Genomic DNA, 19,786 nt, shown 5'->3' on the forward strand with positions numbered 1-19,786 from the left:
CAGCGGGTCAGTCCTGCTGGCCGCCGCCGAACATGATCTCGTCCCAGCTCGGGACGGACGCCCGGCCACGGCGCTTGGTGGCCGGCTTCTTGGGCGCCTCGGGCTCGGGCTCCACCTCGGCGGCCGGCTGGGCGGTGGGCTCGGTGGGCTCGGCGGGTGCAGCGGCGGGGTTCTCGCGAACGCGCGCGGCGGTCTCCGTGAGGTCGACCGTGGGCTCGGCGGGGGCCGTCTCGTCGAACACGAGCTGCTCGGCAGCTACCGGCGGGGCCTGGCGGCGCTCACGGGCCTGCTGGAGGTCATCGCGCTTCGGCGTGGCCTCGGACTCCTGGAGCGGGTCGCCGATCAGCCAGCGGGCGTCGTCGTTCTCGGTGGTGACGTAGTTGCCGGGGGCGTCGAAGGCGAAGCGGGCGTGGCCCTGGCGACGACCGGCGGAGTACTCCGCGGTGAGGGCCCAGCGGCCGTCCTCGCGGCGCCACGCGTCCCACTCGACCGACTCGGGGTCGACGTTGAGGGCACGCAGCTGACCCGCCACGGCGTCACCGAGCGTGCGGGCGCCGGAGTCGAGCCCGCCACGCCGGCGCACCGACGAGCCTTGCGCGCGGCGCGCGACGTGCTCGCGCTCGGCGAGCACCGGGTTGGCGTACGGAAGGATCTTCTCGACCGTCGTCTTGGCGGCTAGTGCCACGTCCTCCGGTGACTCACCAGACCGGATCCGGGCCTGGATGTCGCGGGGGCGAAGGGTCGACTCCATCTTGGTCTCCAACTGGCCGAGGCGTGCACTGTCACCACGGAGTGCGGCTCGCAACCGGACATCGACATCCAGCGAGAACTCCTGCCCGGCCCCGTCGACCATCAGCAGACGGCGACCGTCTTCGCTCAGTCCTGCGAGCGAGAGGTGCTGCATGTCCGTTGGTCCTTTGTTGTGCGAAGGGTCGGGCGACTCCGTGGCGGCGAGCCTACGCCCTTCCTCTCTACGATGGGCGCATGCAGCCGGACCCCACGCCGTACGACGCGTTCCTGCTGGTCTCCTTCGGGGGTCCGGAGAAGCCGGAAGACGTCGTCCCGTTCCTCGAGAACGTCACGCGCGGACGCGGCATCCCGCGCGAGCGGCTCGTGGAGGTGGGGGAGCACTACTTCCACTTCGGCGGGAAGTCGCCGATCAACGAGCGCAACGAGGAGTTCCTCGCCGCGCTCCGTGAGGACTTCGCGGGCAACGGGCTCGACCTCCCGGTCTACTGGGGCAACCGCAACTGGGCGCCGTTCGTCACCGACACCGTGCGGCAGATGGCCGCAGACGGGGTGAAGCGCGCTGCGGTGCTGACCACGTCGGCCTACGCGTCGTACTCCGGCTGCCGGCAGTACCGCGAGAACCTCGCGGACGCGGTTGCAGCGGTCGAGGGCGCACCGGTGCTGGACCGGCTGCGGCACTACTTCAACCACCCGGGATTCGTCGAGGCGATGGTCGACTCGACCCTGACGGCGCTCGGCGAGCTGGCCGACCGCTCGCGCGAGTCGGCGCACCTGGTCTTCGTGACCCACTCGATCCCCGAGACGATGAACGCCTCCAGCGGCCCCCACGGCGGGTCCTACGTCCGCGAGCACGAGAGCGTCGTGGAGGAGATCATCGAGCGGGTGCGGCTCGAGACCGGCCACCGCTACCGCCACGAGCTGACGTTCTGCTCGCGTTCCGGCGCGCCGCACATCCCGTGGCTCGAGCCCGATGTGAACGACCACCTGACCAAGCTGGCGGAGATCGCCGAGCGACTCGGTCAGGAGCGCCCGGCCGTCGTCGTCGTGCCGATCGGCTTCGTCTCCGATCACATGGAGGTGGTCTGGGACCTCGACACCGAGGCTGCCGCGACCGCCGAGAAGCTCGGCCTCGAGTTCGTGCGCGCGGCCACGGCCGGCATCGACCCGCGGTTCGTGTCGATGGTCCGCGAGCTCGTCGTGGAGCGCGCGGCTGTGGAGCGCGCCGCCGTCGACGGGGGACCCGAGGTCGAGCGACCCGCCGAGGGCAGTCTCCCGGCCTGCTGGGATCGCTGTGCGCCCGGCTGCTGCGCCAACCCGAGGGGTGCCCGCCCGGCCCTGGGAGGCGCGGAGCAGTGACGGACCTGAGCGCGGAGCTGCTGGCGCTGGCGCGCGCCGTTGCGGCCGAGGCAGCCGACCTGGTGCGCACCAGGAGGGCCGACGGCGTCAGCGTTGCCGCCACCAAGTCCAGCGCCGTCGATGTGGTCACTGATGTCGACCGGGCCGCCGAGGAGCTGATCCGGGACCGCCTCCTCGTCGCCCGCCCCACCGACGCCGTGCTCGGCGAGGAGGGCGACGACGTCCCCGGCACCAGTGGTGTCCGCTGGATCGTCGACCCGATCGACGGCACCGTGAACTTCCTCTACGGCATCCCGCAGTACGCCGTCTCCATCGCCGCCGAGGTCGACGGAGTCGTCGTGGCCGGCGTCGTCTTCGACGTCGCGTCCCGCACCGAGTACGCCGCGGCGCGCGGCGCGGGAGCGACCCGCGACGGCCAGCCGATCGGCGTACGGGCGCCGGCGCCGCTGGCAGAGCGCCTCGTGCTGACCGGTTTCAGCTACTCCGCGGAGCGGCGCGCGATCCAGGCCGCCGCCGTGGCGCGGATGCTGCCGCAGGTACGCGACCTGCGGCGCATGGGCTCCTGCGCCCTCGACCTGTGTCACCTCGCCGAAGGTGCCGCCGATGCCTATGTCGAGGAGGGCACCGAGCTGTGGGACCACGCGGCCGCCGGGCTGATTGCCGAGGAGGCGGGCGCACAGGTCGCCCACGCGCCCGGGGCCGGTGGGCGCAACTGCGTCATCGCGGCGCCTCGACACGGCTTCGAGGAGTTCCTGGGGCTGGTCCAGACCTGCGGATTCCTGGCCGGCTGAACCGGCGATTCGAGCGGCATTCCGGGAATAGCCGACCCCCGGTTGCTGTTCCTTGGCAAGCATCCTGTGGAATGCGCGTGCACAAACTCGGGAGATGGTGCACAATCTGGCGCGCCGACCGCGTAGTTCCACGAGAAGAAGCGACGGCAGGACGACTGGAGAAGGTTTTATGGCGACTGACTACGACGCACCTCGGAAGACCGAGGAAGAGCAGGGCGAAGAGAGCATTGAAGAGCTCAAGGCCCGTCGTCACGACAAGAACTCGGGCAAGGTTGACGAGGACGAGGCCGAAGCGGCCGAATCCTTCGAGCTGCCGGGCGCGGACCTGTCGCACGAAGAGCTTGCGGTCGAGGTTCGACCCAAGCAGGACGACGAGTTCACCTGCATGAGCTGCTTCCTGGTGCACCACCGCAGCCAGCTGGCTGACCCCAAGAAGATGATCTGCCGCGACTGCGACTGAACGCAGCCGGCTACAGACGCGAGAAGGCCGCCGTCCCCCGATGGGGACGGCGGCCTCTCGTGCATTCAGGGCGCGCCCGGAAGCCGACCTCAGATGCTGGCGCCGATGACCTCGCCCGCGTCGCTCAGGTCGCGCCCGCCCTTCGGCTCGGCCTTGCGCTTGCCGGCGGGCCCCTTCTTGCTGGCCTTGTTGCCGTCGGCGCGGAGCTCCGGGGGCAGGTTGCCGGTGGACTTGAGGTAGTAGGTCGCGGCGCGGCGGGTCGCGAGCATCTTCATGATGTTGACGAACGTGCCACTCGCGGCAGCCCAGGCAACGGCTTCCCACAGCGCGACGTCAGGGTCGGCCGGGTTGGACGGAGGGGTCTTGCCGGTGGCGGACTTCCACCCGGTGTTGAGCGTCTTCTTCGCGACCGCGGCGCTGCCGAGCGCAGCGCCCAGCGACATGAGCGACCAGGCCTTGGAGCCGGATGCCATCGAGATCCCTCCTCAGGGGGTAAGCGTTCCGTCACACCCTAGCCAGAGCCGGGCCTCAGGAGGAGAGTGCCCGCGCCAGCCGCTTCGGGTGGCGCGTCGACAGCAGCCAGTACGGCGTGGGGTCGGCCGGGTCGTTGATCTCGACCCGGACGGCACGCCTGGCATAGGGACGGAGCAGCAGGAACGCGCGTGCGTCCGCGTCGCGCCCGGCCGCCAGCCGGGCCTGCTCCTTGTCCAGCGCCGTCACGACCCCGACGTACGCCGTGGAGATGTGGGCGCGGCCCGCGCGGAGCTCGTTGCCACGGATCTCGATGCGCGCGGCGCCGTAGCGGACGAAGCCGGCAGCGACGAGAAGGCAGATCCCGCCGGTGATCGAGAACGCCGGGACGGGCGGCACCGCGACGGCCAGGGCCAGCCAGAAGGTGGCGATGAGCATCGTCGCCTGCACCCACCAGCGCAGGGGGACGGTCAGTCGCTCGGCGTACTCCACGGGAGAAGCCTGACATCCCGCCTCGATCGGCCCGCAGGTAGGGTCGGAACCATGTGCGAGATCCCGCTCGTCCGGCTTGATCCGGACGTCCCTGTCCCGTCCTACGCACACCCGGGTGATGCCGGCGCCGACCTGGTCACCACGGTGGACGTGACGCTGGCCCCGGGGGAGCGCGAGCTGGTCCCGACCGGTGTCGCACTCGCCCTTCCGGACGGGTTCGTCGGCCTGGTGCACCCCCGGAGCGGTCTTGCTGCGAAGCACGGACTCTCGATCGTCAACGCGCCGGGCACGGTGGACTCGGGCTACCGCGGCGAGATCAAGGTCTGCCTGATCAACCTCGACCCGCGCGAGCCGATCACGCTGCGCCGCGGTGACCGCATTGCCCAGCTGGTGGTCCAGCGCGTCGAGCGCGCGCGCTTCGTCGAGGTCGACTCCCTCTCGGAGACGGCCCGCGGCGAAGGTGGCCACGGCTCCACAGGCGGATTCGCCGAACCCCTCATCTCAGCTGCCAGGAGCACCTCGTGAAGTTCAACCGCAAGAAGAACGCCGTCGCTCCGAGCTTGGCCGGCGACGCCGCCGAGACGCCGGTGGCCGCGACCGAACCCGCCCGTCCCCGCGACTCGGCGCAGGTCGACATCGATGGCGACGGGGTGGCGCGGGTCGACCTCGGTGGACTGCTGCTCGCTCCCGTCGAAGGACTCGAGGTGCGCATGCAGGTCGAGGAGAGCACCGGTGAGGTCCAGGCGGTCGTCTACGCCGGCGCCGACGGTGCTCTCGAGGTCCGTGCCTTCGCAGCGCGCCGTGGCGGCGCCATGTGGGACGAGATCCGCCCGCAGGTCGCCGCTGACGCCGCCCGCAAGGGCGGCACGGCCACGGCCGTCCCCGGTCCCTGGGGTGACGAGCTGCTCTGCCAGTTCACCGCTCCGATGCCTGACGGGACCCCGGGCCGGCAGGAGTCGCGCATCGTCGGCATCGACGGCGACCGCTGGTTCGTCCGCGGCACCCTGATCGGTGCACCTGCTGTCGACGACACCGCCCGCGCGCCGTACGACGCTGCGCTGGCCTCGCTCGTGGTGCGCCGTGGCGCCGGCGCCATGGCTCCCGGCGAGGCGCTGCCCCTGGTGGTTCCGGCGTCTGCCCGACGCCTGGACACCTGACGACTAGGCTGGAGTCATGGGTGAGGGACGCAGCCGCTTGCGGCAATCGATCAGCAGCTGGGCCAACAGCTCGGACCAGCACGCACGCGACCTCCAGGCCTCCGTGGCGGGCAGCGGCTGCGGCACGATCGCGGCTGCCCCTGACCGCGAGCACGTGGTGCTGCAGGGCTCGCTGCGCACGGTGACGCTCCGCCCCCGTGGCGGTGTCCCGGCGCTCGAGGCCGAGCTCTACGACGGCACGCAGGTGCTGACCCTGATCTGGCTGGGCCGTCGGCGCATCGCCGGCATCGCGCCGGGCCGTGAGGTCCGTGTCGAGGGGCGCATCGGCGTCCAGGACAACACGCGCGTCATGTTCAACCCGCGCTACGAGCTCACGTCGTGAGTGATCCGATCGCCGAGGCACCGTCCACCCAGACCGTCGAGGCAGTCGTTCGCCAGCACCTCGCCGACGCACTCGGCGGCCGACGCGGCATGGTCGAGGCCGCCGTCCCGACGGTGCTGTTCACCGTCGTCTTCCTGACGACGCGCGACCTGAAGCTGGCGCTGGTGATCAGCCTCGCCGCGGCCCTCCTCGCGCTGGCGGTGCGCGTCGTCCAGCGATCGTCGGTCCAGTTCGCGGTCAACGCACTGCTGGGCATCGGCATCGGCGCCCTGTTCGCGGCCCGCGCGGCCAAGGGCGGCGGCACCGCCGATGAGCAGGCGCTGGCCTACTTCCTGCCGGGCCTGCTCTACAACGCCGGCTACGCAGTGGTTCTCGCGTTCAGCAACATCGTCCGCTGGCCGGTCGTCGGCTTCATGGTCGGCAGCGTCACGGGAGACCCGACCGGCTGGCGGTCGGACCGTCAGATCGTCAAGCTCTGCAGCCTGCTCACCTGGGTGCTGGTCGCCCCGTGCATCCTGCGCGTCGTCGTCCAGGCTCCGATCTACCTGGCGGCGACCAACGGCCTGATGGACACCGGCCTCGCGGTCGGCATCCTCGGCGGCTGCAAGCTGGTCATGGGCTGGCCGCTGCAGATCGCCTCACTCGCGGCGATGGCGTGGCTGCTCAGCCGCAACGCCACGCCGCTGGAGGAACAGCCCGCCTGACCTGCTGCGGACTGGCCTCCTGCGGCGCAGCGTGGTCAGCCGTGGGTGCCGGGCGCGAGGATGCGCTCGAGCTCTTCCTCGACGTCGGCAGGCACGACGAACAGCAGCTCGTCGCCCGCCTCGAGTGGCTGGTCGTTCTCGGGCACGTAGACCTGGCCGTCGCGCAGGATGGTGACCAGCGCGCAGTTGTCGGGCCACGGCACCAGTCCGCTGGGGCGCCCCACGTGCGGGGAGTCCTCGGGCAGGACCATCTCGACCAGGTTGGCGTTGCCCTTGCGGAACGTGAAGAGCCGGACCAGGTCGCCGACCGAGACCGCCTCCTCGACCAGCGCCGACATGATGCGCGGGGTCGAGACGCTGACGTCGACGCCCCACGCCTCGGTGAAGAGCCATTCGTTGTTGGGGTGGTTGACCCGAGCCACGGTGCGCGGCACACCGAACTCCGTCTTGGCGAGCAGCGAGGTGACCAGGTTGACCTTGTCGTCGCCGGTCGCGGCGATGACCACGTCGCAGTGCTCGAAGCGCGCTTCCTCGAGCGAGCTCAGCTCACACGAGTCGGCGAGCAGCCACTCGGCGCCGGGCACGCGTTCGGGGCGGATGGAGTCGGGGCTCTTGTCGACCAGCAGCACGTCGTGGCCGTTCTCGATCAGCTCACGGGCGATCGAGCGGCCCACGGCGCCGGCTCCGGCGATGGCGACGCGCATCAGTTCTCCTCAGGTCCGCGCTCGATGGCGGCGTAGACGCTGCCGGCGGTCAGCTCGGGCATGACCATGTGGAGGATGTCGCCCTCCTGGATGCGGGTCTCTCGGTTGGGCAGGATGCCCTCACCGAGACGATCGATCCACGCGATGCGGCAGACGGCCTGCTCCTGGAGCGCGCCCATGCGGTGACCGATCCACGGCTCGGGGGCCGGGACCTGGTCGACGCGGATGGTCCCCGACGGGTCGCGGAAGTTGGGCTCGGCGCCGGCCGGGAGGATCCGGCGCAGCACCTGGTCGGCGGTCCAGCGCACGGTCGCGACCGTGCTGATGCCGAGTCGTTCGAAGACCTCGGCGCGTCCTGGGTCGTAGATCCTGGCCACGACCTGCTGGATGCCGAACGTCTCGCGCGCCACCCGGGCGGCGATGATGTTGGAGTTGTCACCGTTGGAGACCGCAGCGAACGCGTCGGCACGACGGATGCCGGCCTTGGCCAGGACTTCCTGGTCGAAGCCGTAGCCGAGGATCTTCTCTCCGTTGAACGACGGACCGAGGCGTCGGAACGCGTCGGCGTTGTTGTCGATCACCGAAACGGTGTGATTACGGTCTTCGAGGCTGCGGGCGAGCGTCGATCCGACGCGGCCACAACCCATGATCACGACGTGCACGGAACAGACGCTAGCGCAGGTATGTGGCGCGCATTGGTCTAGCCTGTCGGCTTGTGGGTGTCGGCGATGTTTCCAAGCGGATCCTTCTGGGCCGCAAACTGCGTTCTTCCCAGCTGGGAGAGACGCTGCTGCCCAAGCGCATCGCGCTCCCCGTCTTCGCCAGTGACGCCTTGTCGTCGGTGGCGTATGCGCCCGACGAGGTCTTCATCATGCTCGCCGTCGCGGGTGCCTCGGCGTACGTCTGGTCGCCGTGGATCGGCCTCGCTGTTGCGCTGGTGATGCTGACCGTGGTCGCGTCGTACCGGCAGACGGTGCACGCCTATCCGTCGGGCGGCGGCGACTACGAGGTGGCCACCGTCAACCTCGGTCGCAGCGCCGGCGTGACGGTCGCGAGCGCGCTGCTCGTCGACTACGTGCTCACGGTGGCGGTGTCGATCTCGTCGGCTGCGCAGTACGCCGCCGGCGCGATCCCGTCGCTGATCGGCCACGAGGCCATGGCGGCAAGTGCGGCCGTCGTGCTGCTCACCGCCCTCAACCTCCGGGGCGTCCGTGAATCCGGCACCTTCTTCGCGGTGCCGACGTACCTGTTCATGGTCGCGATCCTGGGCATGTGTGCCCTCGGGCTGTTGCGCCTGACCTTCGGGCACCTTCCGGAGGCCGAGAGCGCGCACCTGAAGATCACCCCCGAGGAGGGCTGGGAGGGGCCGCTGAACCAGATAGCGCTCTTCTTCCTGCTCGCGCGGGCCTTCTCGTCCGGTTGTGCGGCGTTGACCGGTGTCGAGGCGATCTCCAACGGCGTGCCGGCTTTCCAGCGGCCGAAGAGCCAGAACGCGGCGACGACGCTGCTGCTGCTCGGCCTGATCGCGGTCACCATGATGCTGAGCGTCATCATCCTCGCCAAGCAGATGGGCATTCGCTACGTCGACCCGCACCACCTGGAGAACCTCCGCCAGGCCGCAGGCGGCGCGCTTCCCGACGGCTATGACCAGCACCCGGTCATCTCGCAGATCGCTGCAGGCGTGTTCAGCGACTTCTCGCCGGGGTTCTACTTCGTGGTCTCGGTCACCGGCATCATCCTGGTGCTTGCCGCCAACACCGCGTTCAACGGGTTCCCGGTGCTCGGGTCGATCCTGGCGCAGGACGGGCTGGCGCCCCGTGCGCTCGGCTCGCGCGGCGACCGCCTCGCCTACAGCAACGGCATCGTCTTCCTCGCGGTCATGGCCATCGTTCTGATCCTGGCCTTCGACGCCCAGACGACGAAGCTGATCCAGCTCTACATCGTCGGCGTCTTCGTGTCGTTCAACCTGAGCCAGCTCGGCATGATCCGGCACTGGACCCGTCACCTCGCCACCGAGCGGGACCCCTCCGAGCGCCGGCGCATGCAGCGCTCGCGGATGATCAACACCTTCGGTCTGGGCATGACCTCGGTCGTTCTGGTCATCGTGCTGATCACCAAGTTCCTGAGCGGAGCGTGGATCACGATCATCGCGATGATCCTGTTCTTCCTGCTGATGCAGGGCATCCGCAAGCACTACGACCGCGTCGCCGAAGAGCTGGCTGCGGACGACCAGGACAAGGTCATGCCGACCCGGGTCCACGCGATCGTGCTGGTCTCCAAGCTGCACAAGCCGACGCTTCGTGCGTTGGCGTTCGCGAAGGCGACCCGGCCCAACACGCTCGAAGCCGTCTACGTCGGCATCGATGCCGAGTCCACCGACCGGCTGCTGGAGGAGTGGGACGAGCGCGGCATCGACGTGCCCCTCAAGGTCCTCCACTCGCCGTACCGGGAGCTGACCCGTCCGATCGTCGACTACGCAGTCGCGATCCGCAGCGCCCACCCCCGCGGTGTGGTCGCCGTCTACATCCCTGAGTACGTCGTCGGGCGCTGGTGGGAGCAGCTGCTCCACAACCAGACCGCGCTGCGCCTCAAGGGGCGCCTCCTGTTCACTCCGGGCGTCATGGTGACGTCCGTTCCGTACCAGCTCCGCTCGTCCCGGATCGCGCTCGACCGGGAGGCACGCGAGGAAACCCGCGTCCATGCCGGCGACCTGCGCAGCGGACGCGCGCGCGACAACTGAAAGGACCCTCGTGTCCCGAACCACCCGTAGCCCCCGCCAGCGACAGGCCCGCGGCGACTCCGTGGTCGGTCAGCGCCACACCGTCGAGGTGGAGCGGATCGCTCACGGCGGCTTCTGTGTCGGCCGTGTCGAAGGCCGCGCCGTCTTCGTGCGCCACACCCTGCCCGGCGAGACCGTCGTCGTCGAGATCACCGAGGGCACCGAAGGTGACCGGTTCTGGCGCGGCGACGCGGTCGAGGTGCTCACCGCCTCGCCCGATCGCATCGAGCCCGTCTGCCAGTACGCCGGCCCGGCGGCCTGCGGTGGTTGCGACTTCCAGCACGTCACGCTGAAGGCGCAGCGCGCCCTGAAGACCACGGTGGTGCGCGAGCAGTTGACGCGCCTGGGCAAGCTCGACCCCGCGGACCCGCTGCTGACACGGCTGTCGGTCGAGCACGTGTCGGGGGAGTCCGCCGACATCAACGCCGGCCTGCGGTGGCGCACCCGGGTGACCTGGGTCGGGCTGCCGGGAGGGCTGCACGGCCTGCACGAGCACCGCTCGCGCAACGTCGTCGAGATCGACGACTGCCTGATCGCGACGGAGGAGGCCAACGCCGGAGCCCCCACCGGCCCCGTGTCGCACACGGTGACCACGTCCGCCGGCACGCACGACTACCTGGTCGCTGCCGACGGCTTCTGGCAGGTCCATCCCTCCGCGCCGAAGCTGCTGGTCGAGACCGTCCTGGACATGCTCCAGCCGGCCGAGGGCGAGAAGGCCCTCGACCTCTATGCCGGCGTCGGCCTGTTCGCCTCCTTCCTGGCTGACGCGGTGGGGGAGAGCGGCAAGGTCGTCGCGATCGAGGGCGACCAGTCCGCGGTCGACCACGCCACCACCAACCTGCGCGCGTTCCGCCAGGCCAAGGCGGTGATGGGCGCTGTCGACAAGACCCTCGCCACGTCCTACGACGAGCCGTTCGACGTCGTCGTCCTCGACCCGCCGCGCGACGGTGCCAAGAAGGCTGTCGTCGACCAGGTCGTCGACCGGGCCCCGCGCGCCGTCGCGTACGTCGCGTGCGACCCCGCGGCGCTCGGGCGCGACGTTGCGCTCTTCGCGGAGCACGGCTACACGCTGTCGGCGCTGCGGGCCTTCGACCTCTTCCCGATGACACACCACGTGGAATGCGTGGCGCTGTTCACTCGACGTGATGTATCTTGATGTCAAGAGACTTGAACGAGATCGACCCGAAAAAGCCCAACAGCTTCTGAGACATCCCATCAACGTCTACCGCCCTCGCGAGGGGCGCGGCAGGATGGGCCCGAGTTGCGCAGCACAACACACACGAGGAGATGGCTGATGGCCAGTCAGGACAGCTTCGGCGCCAAGGGCGCCCTCGACGTCAACGGGACGTCGTACGAAATCTTCCGGCTCAACGCCGTCGAAGGCGAGGGCCTCGACGTTGCGTCGCTGCCGTTCTCGCTGAAGGTCCTCCTGGAGAACCTGCTCCGCACCGAGGACGGCGCGGACATCACGGCCGACGACATCAAGGCGCTGGCCGGCTGGGACGAGACCGCCGAGCCTGACAAGGAGATCCAGTTCTCCCCGGCGCGCGTGATCATGCAGGACTTCACCGGCGTGCCCTGCATCGTCGACCTCGCCACGCTGCGTGAGGCCGCTGCCGACCTCGGCGGCGACCCGTCGAAGATCAACCCGCTGTCCCCGGCCGAGATGGTCATCGACCACTCGGTCATCTCCGAGTTCTTCGGCACGGTCGACGCGTTCGAGAAGAACACCGAGATCGAGTACGAGCGCAACCGCGAGCGTTACCAGTTCCTGCGCTGGGGCCAGACCGCGTTCGACGACTTCAAGGTCGTCCCGCCGGGCACCGGCATCGTGCACCAGGTCAACATCGAGCACCTGGCCCGCACGGTCTTCACCCGCGAGGTCGACGGTGTCCTGCAGGCCTACCCCGACACCTGCGTCGGCACCGACTCGCACACCACCATGGTCAACGGCCTCGGCGTCGTCGGCTTCGGTGTGGGTGGCATCGAGGCGGAGGCTGCGCTCCTCGGCCAGCCGGTCTCCATGCTGATCCCGCGCGTCGTCGGCTTCAAGCTCTACGGCGACCTGCCCGAGGGCACGACCGCCACCGACCTCGTGCTGACGATCACCGAGATGATGCGCAAGCACGGCGTGGTCGGCAAGTTCGTCGAGTTCTACGGCGCCGGCGTCACCGTCCTGCCGCTCGCGAACCGCGCCACCATCGGCAACATGTCTCCGGAGTTCGGCTCCACGATCGCGGTCTTCCCGATCGACGAGGAGACCATCAACTACATGCGCCTGACCGGCCGCTCCGAGGACCAGCTCGCGCTGGTGGAGACGTACGCCAAGGAGCAGGGCCTCTGGCACGACCCCGCAGCCGAGCCGCGCTACTCCGAGAAGCTCGAGCTGGACCTGTCGACGATCGTCCCGTCGATCGCCGGCCCGAAGCGTCCGCAGGACCGCGTCCAGCTGACCGACGCCCAGACCGCCTTCGCGACCGCGCTCCCGACGTACAGCACCGAGCCGGCCGCGTCCGTCCCGGTCACGCTGGCCGACGGCACGTCGTTCGAGCTGAAGAACGGCGCCGTCACGATCGCGTCGATCACCTCGTGCACCAACACGTCCAACCCGTCGGTCATGATCGGCGCCGCGCTGCTGGCCAAGAACGCCGTCGAGAAGGGCCTGACCAGCAAGCCGTGGGTCAAGACCACGCTCGCGCCCGGCTCCAAGGTCGTCACCGACTACTACGACAAGGCCGGCCTCACGCCGTACCTCGAGAAGCTCGGCTTCGACCTCGTCGGCTACGGCTGCGTCACCTGCATCGGCAACTCGGGCCCGATCATCCCCGAGGTCTCTGCCGCGGTGAACGAGCACGACCTCGCGGTCGTCTCGGTGCTCTCGGGCAACCGCAACTTCGAGGGTCGCATCAACCCCGACGTGAAGATGAACTACCTGGCGTCCCCGCCGCTGGTCATCGCCTACGCGATCGCCGGCACGATGGACATCGACCTGCTGCACGGTGTCATCGGCATCGACACCGAGGGCAACGACGTCTACCTCAAGGACATCTGGCCCTCGCCGATCGACGTCGAGACCACCATCGCCCAGGCGATCAGCCAGGACATGTTCACCAAGGACTACGCCGACGTGTTCGCGGGCGACGAGCGCTGGCAGGGCCTGCCCACCCCGGAGGGCAAGACCTTCGAGTGGGACGAGGCCTCGACGTACGTCCGCAAGGCGCCGTACTTCGACGGCATGTCGCTCGACACCACGCCGGTCACGGACATCTCGGGCGCACGCGTGCTGCTCAAGCTCGGCGACTCGGTCACCACCGACCACATCTCGCCGGCCGGCAACATCAAGGGCGACACCCCCGCCGGCAAGTACCTCACCGAGCACGGCGTCACGCCGCGTGACTTCAACTCCTACGGCTCGCGCCGCGGCAACCACGAGGTCATGATCCGCGGCACGTTCGCGAACATCCGCCTGCGCAACCAGGTCGCGCCCGGCACCGAGGGTGGCTACACCCGCGACTTCACCGTCGAGGGTGGTCCGGTCTCGTTCGTGTACGACGCCTCGCAGAACTACCAGGCCGCCGGCATCCCGCTGGTCGTCCTGGCCGGCAAGGAGTACGGCTCCGGCTCGTCGCGCGACTGGGCCGCCAAGGGCACCTCGCTCCTGGGCGTCAAGGTCGTCATCGCCGAGTCCTACGAGCGCATCCACCGCTCCAACCTGATCGGCATGGGCGTCCTCCCGCTGCAGTTCCCGGCCGGCCAGAACGCCGAGTCGCTGGGCCTGACCGGCGAGGAGACGTTCTCCGTCACGGGCGTCACGGCGCTGAACGACGGTGTCACGCCGAAGACGGTTCGCGTTGTGACCGACTCGGGCGTCGAGTTCGACGCCGTCGTCCGCATCGACACCCCCGGTGAGGCGAACTACTACCGCAACGGCGGCATCCTGCAGTACGTCCTGCGCAACCTGGTTGCCCAGGGCTGATTGCCAGGGCTGATCTGCCCCTGCTTGATCGGTTCGGCCCGCTGCTCCTCCGGGAGTGGCGGGTCGGTCTGTTTTTCGGCGGCTCCAGATTTTGCGAGCGGACGACCCCTCCTTTCTGGCGCCTCAACACGTGTTGAGGGGTGAGGATGCTTCCGACAGTCCGAGGGGAACCACATGAGCAGCGACCTGCACGCCCAGCTGGCCGACCTGGCCGGTGATGCGCCCGCGCCCTTGCACGGCGGAGCGGGGGAGCTCTGGGCTGCCGGCAAGCGCCGCCAGCGACGTCGTACGGCGGCCGGGGTGCTCGCCGCTTCAGCGCTGGTCGTGGTGCTGGTTGTGGGCGTGGGGATCGTCGGGGGAGTCGTCCGGGGGGTTGCCGACCCGCAACCAGTGGTGACCCCGCCTCGCGCACTCCACCTTCCGGACCACATCTACCCGCCGGCCCCCTGGTCGGACGGGACGTCGGACGATGGCGAGATCGGTCCGCTGGCTGCGATAGCTGGTGGGAAGCGGCTTCGCGCGACAGGCTGGAACGGTCAGGTCGAGACGCAATCGCTGTTTGGCGTATCCGCAGTGGACGGGACGCAACGGTTTCTGGACTTTGGTCTGGACACATCGTTCCGCCCGCCCTGGGACGGCCCGACCACGGCGCTGTCGCCCGACGGGCGGAGTGTCGCCTTCGTCCTCGAAAAGGAGTCAGCCAACGGTCCGGACGCGACTGTCGCCGTGGGCTGGGCGGTGTACGACACCGTCAGTGGCAAGTTGCGGAAGTTCATGGATCCAGCGACCCCCGAGGTCGCGACTGGTCTCAGCGACCTTTCCTTCACAAGCGACTCCCGGTACCTCGTCACGGTCTACGGGCCCGCAGATCAAGCGGCCGACAACCACGCGGACTCCTTGGTGCTCTGGGATGTGGAGAGTGGCGAGCGGATCGTCGCGGAACCTGCGGGCAAGTACTGGGTGCCCAACGTCGGTTCCGCGCCTGAGGGCTTGGTGTGGGCGAGGAAGCGCGACGTTCACTGGTTCAATCCAGCGACCGGAGATCATTCGTCGTTCCGGCTTCCGAAGGCCGTCGTCGAAGCCACGGTCGGTCCAGATGGGGAGGCCCTCGCCTACATCGGTGGTGACTGGACTCCCGGGCCTGACGGAGGGATCAACGGACACACGTGGCGTCTGTACGTAGGGCCTGACCGCGACCACCTCCGTTTGACGAACCTGACAGATGAAGAGGCCGGGTACGTGTTGGGTTGGCGCGACCCCTCCCATGTCGTGGTGAGCGACTGGAGTGGTGGAGTTGTGACGGTCGACGTCACCACCGGAAAGGCAGAGCGTGCGCGTGTGATCGACGGCAATGGCCGCGCGGTGCTCGCCTCGGACCTTCTAGCGCACATGGTGGTGCCGGGCGTCCGGCCAGCGTCAGCCCATGATCCGCGGCTGTGGCGGCAGTGGGGATCCTATTCGGCACTCGTGTTGGCGTTCGTGATCGTCGTCTGGAGGCGACGTGCTCGGGCCTGAGCCTGACTTCGAGGAGTACGTCGCGGCGCGGATGCCGGCGCTGCTCCGCACGGCGTACCTGCTGACGGGACACCATCAGGATGCCGAGGACCTCGTCCAGATGGCGCTGATCAAGGTCGTGCCCAGGTGGCGCCGCATCGCTGATCGTCCTGATCCGTATGTCCGGAAGGTGCTGGTGCACGAGCACGTCTCCCGCTGGCGGAACCGGCGTTGGCGTGAGGTGCACACGGACCGGGTGCCGGAGACGGCGGAGCCTGCGCCGGGTCACGACGACCGACTCTCCCTGCAGGCGGGGCTTGCGGCGCTCGCACCACGTCAGCGGGCGGTGATCGTGCTGCGCTACTACGAGGACCTGACCGAGCGCGAGACCGCCGAGGCCCTCGGCATCTCGGTCGGCACGGTGAAGTCGCAGGCTCGCGATGCCCTCGCGCGCCTTCGTGTGGGTGCGCTCGCCGAGGTCTGAGTATCCGGGCAACGGTGTGCCCTAGCGTGGCGGCATGAGTCGCGACGTGCCCGACACGACGGCGCCCGAGCGCCAGATCCTCCAGGACCTCCTCAATGACAACCGGGAGGGACTCCTGGAGTGCGTCTCGGGGCTCACCGAGCAGCAGGCGCGCACGCGCCTGGTGGCGTCGCTGACCACGCCGATGGCGCTGGTGAAGCACGCAGCTTTCGCGGAGAAGGTGTGGTTCCACGTCACGCTTCCCGGGCGGACGCGTGCGGAGGTCGGCATCCCGGAGACGATCGACGAGAGCTTCAAGCTGGAGGACTCCGACACGATCGCGTCTCTCGTGGCGGCCTTCCGGGAGACCTGCGCCGAGTCGGACCGCATCGCCGCGGCGTACTCGCTCGACGACGTGGGGGAGCACTCCCGTCTGGGGCCCGTCAGCCTGCGCTGGATGTATGTCCACATGATCGAGGAGCTGGCTCGGCACGCCGGTCACGGCGACATCCTCCGTGAGCAACTGCTGGCTTCGCGGTCCTGAGTACGCCGCTGCGAAGGGCTGTGGATCGAGCGCCGCGGTTGTCGGTGGTCGAAGGTATGTTCGAGGTGTGATCGAGACGGACCGTCTGCTGCAGCCTTATGAGGTCGATGGCCTTGTGAGGGCTGATGTGCTGCTCGCGGTGCGTGATGCCGAGGTTCAGACGAGGATGTCGGAGCGTCGCAAGCTGCGCCTGGCGGTGCGGTGGTGTGTGCTGAATCCGGGTTCTGCGGACGATCGGGCTGACCTGGCGGATGTCGAGCGGAGCTATGGCATCGATCTGCCGGATCTGCACATTGCGGGTGAGGGGACGCCGTTGCTGGCGGCGGGTGCACCGGAAGCGTTTGCTGCTGCGTCGGGGGTGTCGGCGGCGAGTGGTCAGTCGGCGTTGGCGGATGCTCTGGACCTGACGCATCGGCTGCGGCGGATCATGCGTGGTGTCGAGGGTTTGACGGTTCCGGTGTGGAAGGCGCGCAAGGTCGCGCAGTTGACGCGGCCGATGCCGGCCGAGGCTGCGGTGTGGGTGGATCAGGAGTTGGCGCCGAAGCTTGCGGCGGGGTTGGGGTTTGTGACGATCGAGCGGACGGTGCTGGCTGCGATGGCGGCGTTCTGTCCGGAGTTGCTTGATGAGCGGGAGAAGCAGGGCAAGGCTGCGTGGCGCGTCGAGGTGGATGATCGGCGCGGTGAGGGGTGGGACGGCACGTCGGTGCTGGATGCGTTGGGTGACACCGCTGATCTGCATGATTTTCATGACTTGGTGTGTGCGGTGGCTGATCGCCTCGGTGAGCTGGGTGATACCGACACGGTGGGGCAGCGGCGTGCGAAGGCGCTGGGTGTGATCGGGCGTGGTGAGCACGGTGCGCTCCTGGGTGGCGCTGGGACGGTCGCCGCGGCCGGGGATCGCGTGCCTGAGCGGTCGGATGGGGTCGGAGGATCAGCGGGCCAGCCTTCTGCCGACGATGCCGGGGATGGCCCTGCGGTGCCTGCACGGAGTGAGCGGACCGAGGTCGCGCTGGCGGCTTCCGCTGGCTCGGCCACGGTTGTGCCATCGCGTCGGGTGTCGCGTCGGTTGTTCGTGCACATCGATGCCGCGATGCTGGCGCAGCTGAACGCCGACCCCGACTCCGGCAGCGTCACAGCTGGTGCTGGGGCGACGGTGGATGTGGAGCGGCTCGGGGTGGCGACCGCAGCGTGGGTGCGGTCGTGGCTGGGATCGGACCAGGCACTGAAGGTGACCCCGGTCGTTGACCTGGGCGGCGGGGGTGGGGTGGATCGTCATGATCCGCCGCCGTGGATGCGCGAGCAGGTGGTCTTGCGTGATCGGCACTGTGTGCATCCGTACTGCGAGGTGGACTCGAGGAGCTGCGATCTCGACCACATCGAGCCCTATCGGCCGCATGGTCCACCTGGTCAGACCCGCCCGGAGAACCTGGCGCCGTTGTGCCGGCGTGCGCATGTCGCGAAGACGCATCTGGGCTGGCGCTATGTCCGTAACCGCGACGGCACGTATACGTGGACCGACTCGTCGGGGCTGCGTTACCTCGTCACGCCTGAGGGCACCTTCCCGATCGGCTGACGGCCCGGTCAGTCGGTGGTGGGCGCTAGCGTGGCTCCCATGCGATCCGAGGTCATTCACGTGCACACCGGCGATCGGGAAGTCGTGCTGGACCTGACGGCCCAGTGCGAGCAGTTCGTCGCGAGTGTGTACGCCGAGTCCGTGCGCTCGGTGAGCGGCCTCCTGCACATCTTCGTGCCACACGCGACGGCCGGCGTGGCCATCCTCGAGACGGGCGCGGGTTCCGACGACGACCTGCTCGCCGCGTTGAAGGACCTGCTGCCGACGGATGACCGCTGGCTCCACCGTCATGGCAGCGCGGGCCACGGCCGCAGTCACGTGATGCCGGCACTGATCCCGCCCTATGCCACCATCCCGGTCCTTGACGGCCAGATGGCGCTCGGCACCTGGCAGAGCATCTGCCTGGTCGATCTGAACGTCGACAACCCCGACCGCGAGGTGCGGTTCTCCTTCATCGCGAGCAGCGGGACGAGCGACCGGTGAGGGGCGACCGATGAGTCGGCCAGATGTCCCGCGGGAGTGGATCGACCGGCTCGGCGCCATCCTGTCCGGCTTCCCCGAGTGTGTGGAGGAGCCCGCGTGGACCGGAGTCCACTGGCGCGTGGGTCGAGACGGCGTTGCCCATGTGTTCGGTGGCGAGGACCAGCTGTTCCGCATCGTCTTTCGCGCGGAGCCCGACGAGGTCATGGCGTTCACCCACCTCGGCGACCCGTACTTCAAGGGGAGCTGGGGGACCAACGTGGTCGGCATGCTGCTCGACGAGGACACCGACTGGCAGGAGCTCGCCGAGCTGCTGACCGACTCCTACTGCATCCAGGCGCCGCGGCACCTCGCACAGCGGGTCGAGCGACCCGCCCCACTCGCCGCAGAAAGTGGCAGGCTGGAGTCATGATCGTCGCGTTCAGCATCAGCCCGATGACCCCGGACGCCACCGGATCGGTGAGTGCGGCCGTGGCCGAGGCCGTCCGGGTCGTGCGGGCTTCGGGGTTGCCTCACGAGACCAACTCGATGTTCACGAACATCGAGGGCGAGTGGGACGAGGTGATGGCGGTGGTCAAGGAGGCCGTTGACGCCGTGGCGGCGGTGAGCCCGCGGGTGGGCCTGGTGTTGAAGGCCGACATCCGTCCCGGGTGGACGGGGCAGTTGAGCGCCAAGGTCGAGCGGGTCGAGCGGATCCTCGATGAGGATGCTCGCTAACGTGACGGCGTGACCGCCGCCCGGACCTTCTCCAGCATCGCTCTGGTCGACCGGCGCGGCTGGGTGCTCCTGCAGGAGCGCGACGAGCACCCGGTGATCGACCCGGAGAAGTGGGGCTTTCCCGGCGGCCACGTGGAGCCCGGGGAGACGCCCGACGCGGCGGCGTACCGGGAGCTCGAGGAGGAGACGGGTCTGGTCGTGCCGCCGGGCGGGCTCACGCAGGTCGCCTGCATCGACCTCCTTCATCCTGACAGCCCCCATCTCGACACGATCCACCTGTTCGCCGGGCAGACGACCGCTGGCGACGGAGACATCCGTCTGGGGGAGGGGCGACGAATGACGTTCGTGGCACCGGACACGGCGCGGGACCTGGACCTCGGGCAGGGTGCCTCGCTGCTCCTGCCCGACTTCCTGGCGTCGGCGGCGTACCGTGCGTTGGTCGCCGGAGCACAGGGCTAGACTCGTCCGACGGCCCGCCGGGTCACCACCTGGC

23 protein-coding genes are annotated in these 19,786 nt (G+C 69.3%); 18 read left to right on the forward strand and 5 right to left on the reverse strand.

Going from position 1 to position 19,786, the window contains the following annotated elements:
* Positions 1-7: 7 nt before the first annotated feature.
* Positions 8-904 (reverse strand): septation protein SepH, encoded by an 897-nt coding sequence (gene sepH / locus D4739_RS13115; protein WP_120061035.1) that lies wholly within the window; start codon positions 902-904, stop codon positions 8-10.
* An 80-nt stretch (positions 905-984) separates the two neighbouring features.
* Between sepH and D4739_RS13120 the strand changes: the two genes are divergently transcribed.
* The 3 genes from D4739_RS13120 to D4739_RS13130 all read left to right on the forward strand — a co-directional run bounded on the left by D4739_RS13120 (position 985) and on the right by D4739_RS13130 (position 3,357).
* Positions 985-2,106 (forward strand): ferrochelatase, encoded by a 1,122-nt coding sequence (locus D4739_RS13120; protein ID WP_120061036.1) that lies wholly within the window; start codon positions 985-987, stop codon positions 2,104-2,106.
* On the forward strand, positions 2,103-2,897 hold the full coding sequence (locus D4739_RS13125) for an inositol monophosphatase family protein (protein ID WP_120061037.1): 795 nt from the start codon (positions 2,103-2,105) through the stop codon (positions 2,895-2,897). Before D4739_RS13120 ends, D4739_RS13125 begins: the two co-directional genes overlap by 4 nt.
* Positions 2,898-3,066: 169 nt before the next feature.
* The gene (locus D4739_RS13130) at positions 3,067-3,357 is read left to right on the forward strand and encodes a DUF4193 domain-containing protein (RefSeq protein ID WP_120061038.1); all 291 of its coding nucleotides are present in this window, start codon (positions 3,067-3,069) and stop codon (positions 3,355-3,357) included.
* Between the two features lie 89 nt (positions 3,358-3,446).
* Here D4739_RS13130 and D4739_RS13135 read toward each other — a convergent pair whose 3' ends face one another.
* Together D4739_RS13135 and D4739_RS13140 are read right to left on the reverse strand one after the other, a co-directional pair.
* Entirely contained in the window at positions 3,447-3,830 is a 384-nt protein-coding gene (locus D4739_RS13135; protein ID WP_120061039.1) for a DUF4235 domain-containing protein, read from the reverse strand.
* Between the two features lie 55 nt (positions 3,831-3,885).
* Complete coding sequence (locus tag D4739_RS13140; RefSeq protein ID WP_238473645.1) at positions 3,886-4,320, reverse strand: DUF3093 domain-containing protein; 435 nt, start codon at positions 4,318-4,320, stop codon at positions 3,886-3,888.
* Positions 4,321-4,371: 51 nt separating this feature from the next.
* Between D4739_RS13140 and dut the strand changes: the two genes are divergently transcribed.
* The 4 genes from dut to D4739_RS13160 are packed head-to-tail and all read left to right on the forward strand — an operon-like array spanning position 4,372 to position 6,563.
* Complete coding sequence (gene dut / locus D4739_RS13145; protein ID WP_120061901.1) at positions 4,372-4,845, forward strand: dUTP diphosphatase; 474 nt, start codon at positions 4,372-4,374, stop codon at positions 4,843-4,845.
* Positions 4,842-5,477, forward strand: a complete 636-nt coding sequence (locus D4739_RS13150; protein WP_182920417.1) for a DUF3710 domain-containing protein — start codon at positions 4,842-4,844, stop codon at positions 5,475-5,477. The genes dut and D4739_RS13150 overlap by 4 nt, the downstream gene beginning before the upstream one ends.
* A 16-nt stretch (positions 5,478-5,493) precedes the next feature.
* Positions 5,494-5,859: an OB-fold nucleic acid binding domain-containing protein gene (locus D4739_RS13155; protein ID WP_120061041.1), complete on the forward strand. Its 366-nt coding sequence runs from the start codon at positions 5,494-5,496 to the stop codon at positions 5,857-5,859.
* Positions 5,856-6,563 (forward strand): DUF3159 domain-containing protein, encoded by a 708-nt coding sequence (locus tag D4739_RS13160; protein ID WP_238473646.1) that lies wholly within the window; start codon positions 5,856-5,858, stop codon positions 6,561-6,563. Before D4739_RS13155 ends, D4739_RS13160 begins: the two co-directional genes overlap by 4 nt.
* A 35-nt stretch (positions 6,564-6,598) precedes the next feature.
* Here the strand turns inward: D4739_RS13160 and D4739_RS13165 are convergent, their stop codons facing one another.
* Positions 6,599-7,267 (reverse strand): potassium channel family protein, encoded by a 669-nt coding sequence (locus tag D4739_RS13165; RefSeq protein ID WP_120061042.1) that lies wholly within the window; start codon positions 7,265-7,267, stop codon positions 6,599-6,601.
* On the reverse strand, positions 7,267-7,929 hold the full coding sequence (locus D4739_RS13170) for a potassium channel family protein (protein ID WP_120061043.1): 663 nt from the start codon (positions 7,927-7,929) through the stop codon (positions 7,267-7,269). The genes D4739_RS13165 and D4739_RS13170 overlap by 1 nt, the downstream gene beginning before the upstream one ends.
* A gap of 53 nt (positions 7,930-7,982) precedes the next feature.
* On the opposite strand from D4739_RS13170, the gene D4739_RS13175 reads away from it, so the two are divergent.
* From D4739_RS13175 to D4739_RS13225, 11 genes are all read left to right on the forward strand, one after another.
* The gene (locus D4739_RS13175; protein ID WP_120061044.1) at positions 7,983-10,007 is read left to right on the forward strand and encodes an APC family permease; all 2,025 of its coding nucleotides are present in this window, start codon (positions 7,983-7,985) and stop codon (positions 10,005-10,007) included.
* A gap of 10 nt (positions 10,008-10,017) precedes the next feature.
* Positions 10,018-11,202 carry a class I SAM-dependent RNA methyltransferase gene (locus D4739_RS13180; RefSeq protein ID WP_238473647.1) on the forward strand — a complete coding sequence of 395 codons (1,185 nt, stop codon included), beginning with the start codon at positions 10,018-10,020 and terminating at the stop codon, positions 11,200-11,202.
* Positions 11,203-11,340: 138 nt separating this feature from the next.
* Positions 11,341-14,022, forward strand: coding sequence for an aconitate hydratase AcnA (gene acnA / locus D4739_RS13185; RefSeq protein WP_120061046.1), 2,682 nt, complete (start codon positions 11,341-11,343; stop codon positions 14,020-14,022).
* Between the two features lie 174 nt (positions 14,023-14,196).
* Entirely contained in the window at positions 14,197-15,537 is a 1,341-nt protein-coding gene (locus tag D4739_RS13190) for a hypothetical protein (protein WP_120061047.1), read from the forward strand.
* Complete coding sequence (locus D4739_RS13195) at positions 15,524-16,000, forward strand: SigE family RNA polymerase sigma factor (protein WP_120061048.1); 477 nt, start codon at positions 15,524-15,526, stop codon at positions 15,998-16,000. The genes D4739_RS13190 and D4739_RS13195 overlap by 14 nt, the downstream gene beginning before the upstream one ends.
* A 34-nt stretch (positions 16,001-16,034) precedes the next feature.
* Positions 16,035-16,523 (forward strand): DinB family protein, encoded by a 489-nt coding sequence (locus D4739_RS13200; protein WP_120061049.1) that lies wholly within the window; start codon positions 16,035-16,037, stop codon positions 16,521-16,523.
* 67 nt (positions 16,524-16,590) lie between these two features.
* The gene (locus tag D4739_RS13205; protein WP_120061050.1) at positions 16,591-18,096 is read left to right on the forward strand and encodes an HNH endonuclease signature motif containing protein; all 1,506 of its coding nucleotides are present in this window, start codon (positions 16,591-16,593) and stop codon (positions 18,094-18,096) included.
* A 39-nt stretch (positions 18,097-18,135) separates the two neighbouring features.
* Positions 18,136-18,579: a secondary thiamine-phosphate synthase enzyme YjbQ gene (locus D4739_RS13210; RefSeq protein ID WP_182920418.1), complete on the forward strand. Its 444-nt coding sequence runs from the start codon at positions 18,136-18,138 to the stop codon at positions 18,577-18,579.
* A gap of 10 nt (positions 18,580-18,589) precedes the next feature.
* Positions 18,590-18,988 (forward strand): MmcQ/YjbR family DNA-binding protein, encoded by a 399-nt coding sequence (locus D4739_RS13215; protein WP_120061052.1) that lies wholly within the window; start codon positions 18,590-18,592, stop codon positions 18,986-18,988.
* Positions 18,985-19,293 carry a thiamine-binding protein gene (locus D4739_RS13220; protein WP_120061053.1) on the forward strand — a complete coding sequence of 103 codons (309 nt, stop codon included), beginning with the start codon at positions 18,985-18,987 and terminating at the stop codon, positions 19,291-19,293. Before D4739_RS13215 ends, D4739_RS13220 begins: the two co-directional genes overlap by 4 nt.
* Before the next feature lie 9 nt (positions 19,294-19,302).
* A complete protein-coding gene (locus tag D4739_RS13225) occupies positions 19,303-19,752 on the forward strand; it encodes an NUDIX hydrolase (protein ID WP_120061054.1) in 450 nt (149 codons plus the stop codon).
* Positions 19,753-19,786 lie beyond the last annotated feature (34 nt).

It is taken from the genome of Nocardioides cavernaquae (genome assembly GCF_003600895.1).
Taxonomy (GTDB): domain Bacteria; phylum Actinomycetota; class Actinomycetes; order Propionibacteriales; family Nocardioidaceae; genus Nocardioides; species Nocardioides cavernaquae.